Here is an 8882-nt window from a genome sequence, read left to right as displayed (position 1 = left end):
AGCAGCTCGGCCGGCACGGCGATGCTGGGTTCGCCCTCCGGTAGCAGTTCGGCGTAGCGCACCACGAACACATGCTCCAGCGCCGTCTGCGCACGCACCTGCTCCACCACGGGCAGCAGCACATCGGCGGCGACGATCACGCGCGCCTGCAGATCACCCAGCTGGTACTGCAGCTCGTGCCCCTTGTTCAGCGGGCCGCAGGGGCAGACGATGGCGCCGATCTTCTGGATGCCGTAGTGCGCCATGAGGTACTGCGGGCAGTTGTTCATGAACAGCGCCACAGGCTCGCCCTTCTTAACGCCCAGCGCCTGCAGGCGCGCGGCGAAGGCGTCGCTGGCCGCGTCGAGCTCGGCCCAGGTGATGGCGCGGCCGTACCAGAGGCAAGCGGCGCGGTCGGGGGTGGCGCGCGCATGGTGGCGCAGGTGTTCGTGCAAGGGCAGCGTTGCGGCTGTCTGTGGCATGGGGTTGTCTCCGTTGTGTCTGGAATCGCTGGTTCTTGGCGGCACCTCAGGGTTTGCGATAGGTGCCGCTCCATGCCAGCGTCTTGCCAATATATACCGCTGGGTAGAACAATGCTACCCATGGGTATAACCAAAGCGACACCAAGCACCACGCACGCCGCGCTGGCCGCATCTCCCGTGAAGGCGCGCGGCCGCCAGAAGGCCAGCACGCCCAGCACGGACGAAAAGCGCGAGCGCATCCTCCAGGCCGCCGAGGCGTTGTTCGACCGGCAGGGCTACGCCAACACGACGATGGAGCAGATCGTCCAGCAGCTCGGCGTGACCAAGCCCTACGTCTACTACTACTTCCACAACAAGCAGGAAATCTTCGAGACGCTGTGCTGGCGCCCCTCCGTGGCCTGCTTCACGGCCATGGACTTCCCCGAGGACGACCGCCGCCCCGCGCACACCAAGGTTGCCGAGGGCATGGAGCGGCTGATCCGTTCCACCATCGAGCACCACCCGGCGGCCTTCTTCCCGTACCGCGAGCCGCAGGTGTTCCGCCCCGAATACCTGGCCATGCAGAAAAAACTGGCCAACCACTTCTACGAACGCCTCTGCGCGCTGATGGAAGAGGCCCGAGCGGACGGCATGCTCGACTTCAAGGAAACGCGCCTGACCGCGCAAGCCGCCTGCAGCCTGCCGGGCTTCCTGTACCACTGGTACCGGCCCGACGGGCGCCTGTCGCCGGCCGAGGTGGTGCGCGAACTCTCGCAGCTGGCCTGGCGCGTGCTGGGGCTGCGCACAGCGCGCCGCAAGGCGGGAGATGGCCCGACCTCGCGCCGCAAACCGGCACACCCCCCCGCCAGCACACCACCCCAGGAGACCCACCCATGAAAGCCTTGTTCACCGCGGCCCTGCTCTGCGCCGGCAGCGCCTTCGCCCAGGACACCTTCAAGATCGCCTACATCGATCCGCTGTCGGGTCCGTTCGCCAACGTGGGCGAGCTGATGCTCACGCACACCCAGTACGCGGTGGAGGACATCAACGCCAAGGGCGGCGTGCTCAAGGGCACGAAACTGCAGTTGCTGCAGTTCGACAGCAAGCTCTCGGCACAGGAAAGCCAGAGCGCGCTGCAGGCCGCCATCGATCAGGGGGCGCGCGCCATCGTCACGGGCGGCTCGGGCTCGTCGGTGGTCACGGCGCTGGTGCAGGCGGCGGCGCGCCACAACCAGCGCAACCCGGGCAAGGAGATCCTGGTGCTCAACCACTCCTCCATCGACCCCGAGCTGACCGGCAAGGCCTGCAACTTCTGGCACTTCCAGTTCGAGGCCAACACGGCCATGAAGATGAAGGCCATCGCCAACTACGTGAAGAAGCAGCCCGACATCAAGAAGGTCTACCTGTTGAACCAGGACTACGCGCACGGCAAACAGTGGGCACACTACGGCCGCGAGCTCGTGGGCCTGGCGCGGCCCGACGTGCAGTTCGTGGGCGAGGCGCTGCACCCCATCGGCCGCGTGAAGGACTTCGCCCCCTACCTCGCCAAGGTCAAGAGCAGCGAGGCCGATTCGCTCATCACCGGCAACTGGGGCCAGGACATGGTGCTGCTGCTCAAGGCGGCGGGCGACGCGGGCTACAACCTGCGATATTTCAATCACAGCGCGGGCTCCATTCCCGGCACGGTGCTGGCGGTGTCGCAGGCCAAGCTGGGGCAACTCACCTGGGTGGCCGAATGGCACCCCGGCCAGGCCGAGACGCCCAAGGTGGACGCGTTGGCCAAGGCCTACAAGGCCAGGACGGGCAAGGACTTCCTGGCGCCGCGCATCGAGATGACGCCTCGCTTCCTGGCCGCAGCGATCAACAAGGCCCAGTCCACCGACCCGGTGAAGATCGCGCGCGCCCTGGAGGATCTGACGCTCGACTCCGTGGTCGGCCCGGTGCGCATGCGCGGCGAGGACCACCAGTTGCTTCTGCCCCAGGTGGTCAACACCATCGCGCCGGTGGACGGCAAGCTGGTAAAGACCGGCTGGGAGGGGACGAACTACGGCTTCCGCACCGACGCGGCCTATACCGGCAACGAGCTGGCCCAGGGCACGGAGTGCAAGATGGCGAGACCGTAAGCCCCCTGAGTCGCCTGCGGCGCCTTCCCCCTCAGGGGACGACGCCCTCGCTGCGGGGCTGCCCTTGCTCGGCGTCCCTGACCTGAGCAGCGTCAGTGTCGCAGGCCGAAGACAGCACGGCCGCTGTCGAAGTCAACACGACTACCATGGCCGGCCATCGCCTTCATTGCCCCGATCCACAAGGACCGCCCATGCCCGACTTTCGCAGCGACACCGTCACCCAGCCCACGCCCGCCATGCGCGCCGCCATGCAGGCCGCGCCGCTGGGTGACGACGTATTCGGCGACGACCCCTCCGTCAACGCGCTGCAGGAGCATGCGGCGCAACTGCTGGGCTTCGAGGCCGCACTGTTCGCGCCCTCGGGCACGCAGACCAACCTGATCGCACTCATGGGCCACTGCCAGCGCGGCGACGAGGCCATCGTCGGCCAGAGCTGGCACACCTACCGCTGGGAGGCCGGCGGCATGGCAGTGCTGGGCTCCATCCAGCCCCAGCCTGTGGAAACACAACCCGACGGCACGCTGCGCCTGGCCGACATCGCCGCCGCCATCAAGCCCGACGACCCACATTTCGCACGCACCCGCCTGGTGGTGCTGGAGAACACCACCGGCGGCCAGGTGCTGCCCACGCCCTACATCGCCGAGGTGGCGCAACTGGCGCGCTCGCGCGGCCTGGCCCTGCACCTGGACGGCGCGCGCCTGTTCAACGCCGCCACGGCCAACGCCGAGGCAAACGGCACCGACGTGTACGACGAGGCCCGTGCCATCTGCCAGCATTTCGACACGGTGTCGCTGTGCCTGAGCAAGGGCCTGGGCGCGCCCGTGGGATCGCTGCTGCTGGGCCGCACCGATTTCATCCGCCAGGCCAAGCGCACGCGCAAGATCCTGGGCGGCGCCATGCGCCAGTGCGGCCTGCTCGCCGCCGCCGGGCAGCATGTGCTGCAGCACCATGTGCGCCGCCTCGCCGACGACCATGCCCTGCTGCGCCAGTTGGCCGCGGGCTTGGCCGAGGCCGGGCGCAGCCACCCGGTGCTGCAAGGGCGCCTGGCCGTGGCCTCAGCGCACACCAACATCCTGTTCACGGATGTGCACGCCGACGTGGCGTCCGCCTTCACGGCCTGGCTGGCCCAGCACGGCGTGCGCGTGACCAGCAGCCTCTACGGCGGGCAGACGCGTCTGCGCTGGGTGGCGCACCTGGACGTGGGGCCCGAGGACGTGGCGCGGACGCTGGAATGCGTGCGCCGCTTTGGCGCTGCCTGATCGCCCTGCCTGATCGCTGTCAAAACGATAGCAAATAGTGCCCACCATGCAAGCGCCAGAGACCGGTTCCATCCGCACTTTGCATGGCCGCGGCGCGCGCCACAGAAACAGCCCATACCGGCAGCCACCGAGCAAGAGCCACCCGCCGCACCGGCCGCGCCCCCCCCTCCCGCAGCCTGCAGCGATGCGATAGTGGGGGGGGAGGGGCGTGCCTCCAGGGCCGCTTGCGCCAGCGGGAACGTCTCTGAAGCGCGGCCACCTCTGGCGGCCGCCCCTGAGGCGCGCAACGCCTCAGGAGGTATTTCCTAAGGCGTGGGGCGCGACCGGCCACCAAAGATCCCCGTGCCCACACGCACCATGGTGCTACCGGCCTGGATGGCGGCGTCGAGGTCGGCCGTCATACCCATGGACAAGGTGTCGAACTTCTCAAGCCCCGGCGCGCCCGTCTGCCGGATCTGCTCGAACAGGCGGCGGGCGCTTTCGTGCACCGCCCGCTGGGCCTCATGGCTGGGGGCGGGGTCGGGAATGCTCATGAGGCCGCGCACCTGAAGGCGTGGCAGTTTTGCCACAGCGCAGACCAGGTCCAGCACCTCGGCCGGAGGCACCCCCGCCTTGGTGGGCCCCGCGTCCACATTCACCTGTATGCACAGTTGCAGGGCTGGCAGATGGGCGGGCCGCTGGGCTGACAGGCGCTCGGCGATCTTGAGCCGGTCCACCGTGTGCGCCCAGTCGAAGTGCTCGGCCACCAGGCGGGTCTTGTTGCTCTGGATGGGGCCGATGCAGTGCCACTGCAGCGCCGCCGCCGGCAAGGCAGCGCGAACGGCCGCAATCTTGTCAACGCCTTCCTGGATGTAGTTTTCGCCAAAGGCGCGCTGGCCAGCGGCCACGGCTTCCAGCACCGCGTCGGCACCAAAAGTTTTGGAAACGGCGAGCAGCGAGACGCTGTCTGGGTCGCGCCCGGCGGCCGCGCAGGCCTGCGCGATGCGGGCCTGAACCTGTTGGAGGTTGTTGGCAATCGTGGTCATAATGAACAATAAGCGTACCAAACGATAGAGGGAATCCGTGGACATCACCCAATTGCTCGCCTTCAGCGTCAAAAACAAGGCTTCCGATTTGCATTTGTCCGCCGGGTTGCCGCCCATGATCCGGGTCCACGGGGATGTGCGGCGCATCAATGTCGATGCGCTCGACCACAAGACGGTGCATGCCATGGTGTACGACATCATGAGCGACTCGCAGCGCAAGACCTACGAAGAGTTTCTGGAGGTCGACTTCTCGTTCGAGATCGATGGCCTGGCCCGCTTCCGGGTCAACGCCTTCAACCAGAACCGGGGCGCCGCCGCCGTGTTCCGGACCATCCCGAGCAAGATCCTCACGCTGGAGCAGCTCAACGCCCCCAAGATCTTCGGTGACCTGGCGCTCAAGCCGCGCGGCCTGGTGCTGGTGACGGGGCCCACGGGCTCGGGCAAGTCCACCACGCTCGCGGCCATGGTGAACTACCTGAATGAAACCGAGTACGGCCACATCCTCACCGTGGAAGACCCGATTGAGTTCGTGCATGAGTCCAAGAAGTGCCTGATCAACCAGCGCGAAGTGGGGCCGATGACCCTGTCGTTCGCCGCCGCGCTGAAGTCCGCGCTGCGCGAAGATCCGGACGCCATCCTGGTGGGCGAAATGCGCGACCTGGAGACCATCCGCCTGGCCATGACGGCCGCTGAAACAGGCCACTTGGTGTTCGGCACGCTGCACACGTCGAGCGCCGCCAAGACCATCGACCGGATCATCGACGTGTTCCCCGCCGAAGAAAAGGAAATGGTCCGTGCGATGCTGTCCGAATCGCTGCAGGCCGTCATCTCGCAGACGCTGTGCAAGCTCAAGGACGGCTCGGGCCGCGTCGCCGCGCACGAGATCATGCTGGGCACCAGCGCCATCCGCAACCTGATCCGCGAGGCCAAGGTGGCGCAGATGTACTCCACCATCCAGACCAGCAACAGCGTGGGCATGCAGACGCTCGACCAGAATCTCACTGACCTGGTGCGGCGCAACATCATCAGCCCCGCCGAGGCCCGCAGCAAGGCCAAGATTCCCGAGAATTTCCCGGGTTGACCCAGCTCGCCGGCAGCCCCCCCCACTTACTGATACCGCGGCACCCCATGCCGCACACTGGAGCTATTTATGAAAGGCATTCTTGGCCTTCTGCGCATGAAGACACGCGGGAGCAAGCCTTCGGAGGACCACACGGACTCCGTGCTTTTTTCCACGGCTTTCGCGGGCCAGGGCGTCGACGATTCGATGCTCGTGCCCTGGGAAGCGCGCGCGGTCGAGGTCGGCGCCAAGCGCCTGCCCGCCAGCCGCGGCGGCAAGCTGCTGCAGGCCCTGTGGTCCAAGGACAAGTACATGGCGCACCTGGACAAGGACGCCGTGGAGCGCATGGAGCGCTTTTTCGAGTTTGCTGCCGTGGCGCCCAACCGCGATGTGATCCGCCAGGACGAGTACGGCAACTTCATGGTGGTGCTGCTGACGGGCACCATCGCCGTGGACCGCGTGCAGCCCTGGGGTGAGCACCTGCGCCTGGCCGAGACGCGGCCCGGTGACATCCTGGGCGAGATGTCGCTGCTCGACAGCGGCATCCGTTTCTCGGCCTGCACCACCCTGACCGATTGCGAGATCGCGGTGCTGAGCGCCGAAGCCATGGACGACATGATGACCAAGGACCCGCAACTCGCTGCCAGCCTGATCGCGCTGCTGGCGCGCAAGCTGTCGCTGCGCCTGCGGGTGGTGAGCGCCCGGCTGAGCGAACACCAGAAATGAACCCACGTCCTGCAGCCCCAGCCCCCCGGAAGGATTTCTGATGGAACGCGATCAGGCCAGTAAATTCATCAACGATCTGCTCAAGCTGATGGTCAGCCGCAACGGCAGCGACCTGTTCATCACGGCTGAGTTTCCCCCCGCCATCAAGGTCGACGGCAAGATGACCAAGGTGTCGCCCCAGCCCCTGACCGGCACGCACACGCTCACGCTCGCGCGCGCCATCATGAGCGACAAGCAGGTGGCCGACTTCGAGCGCACCAAGGAGTGCAACTTCGCCATCTCACCCTCCGGTATCGGCCGTTTCCGCGTGAACGCTTTTGTCCAGCAGGGCAAGGTGGGCATGGTGCTGCGCACGATTCCGCTCACGCTGCCCACCATCGACGGGCTGGGTGTGCCGCAGGTGCTCAAGGAAGTGACCATGACCAAGCGCGGCCTGTGCATCATGGTGGGCGCCACGGGATCGGGCAAATCGACCACGCTCGCGGCCATGGTGGACTGGCGCAACGAGAATTCGTTCGGCCACATCATCACGGTGGAAGACCCCGTCGAATTCGTGCATCCTCACAAGAACTGCGTGGTGACGCAGCGCGAGGTGGGCCTCGATACCGACAGCTGGGAGGCCGCGCTCAAGAACACGCTGCGCCAGGCGCCCGATGTGATCCTGATGGGCGAAATCCGCGACCGCGAGACCATGGAGCATGCCGTGGCGTTTGCCGAAACCGGTCACCTGTGCCTGGCCACGCTGCACGCCAACAGCGCCAACCAGGCGCTCGACCGGATCATCAACTTCTTCCCCGAAGAGCGCCGCGCGCAGCTGCTGATGGACCTGTCGCTCAACCTGCGCGCCATGGTGTCGCAGCGCCTGATCCCCAAGCAGGACGGCAAGGGCCGCGCTGCTGCCGTGGAGATCATGCTCAACACGCCGCTGATCGCCGACCTGATCTTCAAGGGCGAAGTCGCCGAGATCAAGGAGATCATGAAGAAGAGCCGCAACCTGGGCATGCAGACCTTCGACCAGGCCTTGTTCGACGCCTATGAGGCCAACCTCATCAGCTACGAAGATGCGCTGCGCAATGCCGACTCGCTCAACGACCTGCGCCTGCAGATCAAGCTCAACAGCCAGCGCGCCAAGACCACCGATCTGGCGTCCGGCACCGAGCACTTCGCGATTGTGTGACCCGCACGCGATGGCGCGCTCGCGTGCCACCGCGGTGCAGGCAGCGCCGCCGACGCTTGCAGTGTCTGTGCCGGCTACAGGACGCACCCGCCAGTGCATCGCCACCAACACGGTGCGGACGGCGACAAAGCGTGCACGCAGGCCGTGATCGCCGCTACGATTGCCTTTTTTTGACCGGTGCGCCGCCTCCACGCTGGGCGGCGCTGTTTCCACCCCACCTGCCCACTGCACATGCCAAGCACCAACCCTCGCAACTACGACGCAACCCCGGCCCGCAAGGTCGCCTTCCTGGGCCTGGGCGTGATGGGCTACCCCATGGCGGGCCACCTGGCCCTGGCGGGGCACGAGGTCACGGTATACAACCGCACCGCTACCAAATCAGTAGCATGGTGCGCAGAGTACTCCAGCGCAAAAGCCCCAAAACATGCCACAACGCCGCGCGAGGCAGCCACGGGCGCCGACATCGTGTTCTGCTGCGTGGGCAATGACGACGACCTGCGCTCCGTCACCCTGGGCGCCGACGGCGCCTTTGCCGGCATGCAGCCAGGCGCCATTTTCGTGGACCACACCACTGCGTCGGCCGAGGTGGCGCGCGAGTTGTACGCTGCCGCCAGGACGCTGGGGCTCGCGTTCGTGGACGCCCCGGTGTCGGGCGGTCAGGCCGGCGCGCAGAACGGCCAGCTCACGGTGATGTGTGGTGGCGACCCGGCCGCCTTCGACGCCGCCCGCCCGGTGGCCATGGCGTTTTCACGGGCCTTCACCCTGCTGGGCGAAAGCGGTTCGGGCCAACTGGCCAAGATGGTCAACCAGATCTGCATCGCGGGGCTGGTGCAGGGGCTGTCGGAAGCCGTGGCCTTTGGGCAGAACGCGGGGCTCGACATGAAGCAGGTGCTCGACGTCATCGGCAAGGGTGCGGCGCAGAGCTGGCAGATGGACAACCGCGGCAAGACCATGGTCGACGACCAGTTCGACTTCGGTTTCGCGGTGGACTGGATGCGCAAGGACCTGGGACTCGTCCTCGATGAAGCCCGCCGCAATGGCTCGCGCGTACCCGTGACCGCGCTGGTGGACC

9 protein-coding genes are annotated in these 8882 nt (G+C 66.8%); 7 read left to right on the top strand and 2 right to left on the bottom strand.

What is annotated here, in order from left to right:
- The coding region (locus tag ACDELDRAFT_RS15950; protein WP_005798649.1) for an AMP-binding protein at nucleotides 1-461 on the bottom strand (461 nt) is incomplete at its 3' end.
- A 120-nt stretch (nucleotides 462-581) separates the two neighbouring features.
- Between ACDELDRAFT_RS15950 and ACDELDRAFT_RS15945 the strand changes: the two genes are divergently transcribed.
- From ACDELDRAFT_RS15945 to ltaE, 3 genes are all read left to right on the top strand, one after another.
- On the top strand, nucleotides 582-1337 hold the full coding sequence (locus ACDELDRAFT_RS15945) for a TetR/AcrR family transcriptional regulator (RefSeq protein WP_081470153.1): 756 nt from the start codon (nucleotides 582-584) through the stop codon (nucleotides 1335-1337).
- A complete protein-coding gene (locus ACDELDRAFT_RS15940) occupies nucleotides 1334-2563 on the top strand; it encodes a branched-chain amino acid ABC transporter substrate-binding protein (RefSeq protein WP_005798645.1) in 1230 nt (409 codons plus the stop codon). The genes ACDELDRAFT_RS15945 and ACDELDRAFT_RS15940 overlap by 4 nt, the downstream gene beginning before the upstream one ends.
- Nucleotides 2564-2754: 191 nt before the next feature.
- The gene (gene ltaE, locus ACDELDRAFT_RS15935; protein WP_005798644.1) at nucleotides 2755-3822 is read left to right on the top strand and encodes a low-specificity L-threonine aldolase; all 1068 of its coding nucleotides are present in this window, start codon (nucleotides 2755-2757) and stop codon (nucleotides 3820-3822) included.
- Nucleotides 3823-4127: 305 nt separating this feature from the next.
- Here the strand turns inward: ltaE and ACDELDRAFT_RS15930 are convergent, their stop codons facing one another.
- Complete coding sequence (locus tag ACDELDRAFT_RS15930) at nucleotides 4128-4847, bottom strand: YggS family pyridoxal phosphate-dependent enzyme (protein ID WP_005798642.1); 720 nt, start codon at nucleotides 4845-4847, stop codon at nucleotides 4128-4130.
- 37 nt (nucleotides 4848-4884) lie between these two features.
- Here ACDELDRAFT_RS15930 and ACDELDRAFT_RS15925 point away from each other — a divergent pair, with 37 nt between their 5' ends.
- The 4 genes from ACDELDRAFT_RS15925 to ACDELDRAFT_RS15910 all read left to right on the top strand — a co-directional run.
- Complete coding sequence (locus tag ACDELDRAFT_RS15925) at nucleotides 4885-5928, top strand: type IV pilus twitching motility protein PilT (protein ID WP_005798640.1); 1044 nt, start codon at nucleotides 4885-4887, stop codon at nucleotides 5926-5928.
- Between the two features lie 69 nt (nucleotides 5929-5997).
- Nucleotides 5998-6633, top strand: a complete 636-nt coding sequence (locus tag ACDELDRAFT_RS15920; protein WP_005798638.1) for a cyclic nucleotide-binding domain-containing protein — start codon at nucleotides 5998-6000, stop codon at nucleotides 6631-6633.
- 40 nt (nucleotides 6634-6673) lie between these two features.
- Nucleotides 6674-7810 (top strand): PilT/PilU family type 4a pilus ATPase, encoded by a 1137-nt coding sequence (locus ACDELDRAFT_RS15915; RefSeq protein ID WP_005798636.1) that lies wholly within the window; start codon nucleotides 6674-6676, stop codon nucleotides 7808-7810.
- A 231-nt stretch (nucleotides 7811-8041) separates the two neighbouring features.
- Nucleotides 8042-8882 (top strand): NAD(P)-dependent oxidoreductase (locus ACDELDRAFT_RS15910; protein WP_005798634.1); only part of this gene is annotated, 841 nt, incomplete at its 3' end.

The organism is Acidovorax delafieldii 2AN (assembly GCF_000175235.1).
GTDB lineage: Bacteria > Pseudomonadota > Gammaproteobacteria > Burkholderiales > Burkholderiaceae_C > Acidovorax > Acidovorax delafieldii_B.
Note: the sequence above shows the minus strand (reverse complement) of the source record. Positions and strands in the feature narration are given on the sequence as shown.

Bases quoted from the DNA above. Each gene is read 5' to 3' on its own strand.
- ACDELDRAFT_RS15945 (WP_081470153.1), top strand. From the start codon at position 582: ATGGGTATAACCAAAGCGACACCAAGCACCACGCACGCCGCGCTGGCC.
- ACDELDRAFT_RS15940 (WP_005798645.1), top strand. From the start codon at position 1,334: ATGAAAGCCTTGTTCACCGCGGCCCTGCTCTGCGCCGGCAGCGCCTTC.
- ACDELDRAFT_RS15915 (WP_005798636.1), top strand. From the start codon at position 6,674: ATGGAACGCGATCAGGCCAGTAAATTCATCAACGATCTGCTCAAGCTG.
- ACDELDRAFT_RS15930 (WP_005798642.1), bottom strand. From the start codon at position 4,847: ATGACCACGATTGCCAACAACCTCCAACAGGTTCAGGCCCGCATCGCG.
- ltaE (WP_005798644.1), top strand. From the start codon at position 2,755: ATGCCCGACTTTCGCAGCGACACCGTCACCCAGCCCACGCCCGCCATG.
- ACDELDRAFT_RS15920 (WP_005798638.1), top strand. From the start codon at position 5,998: ATGAAAGGCATTCTTGGCCTTCTGCGCATGAAGACACGCGGGAGCAAG.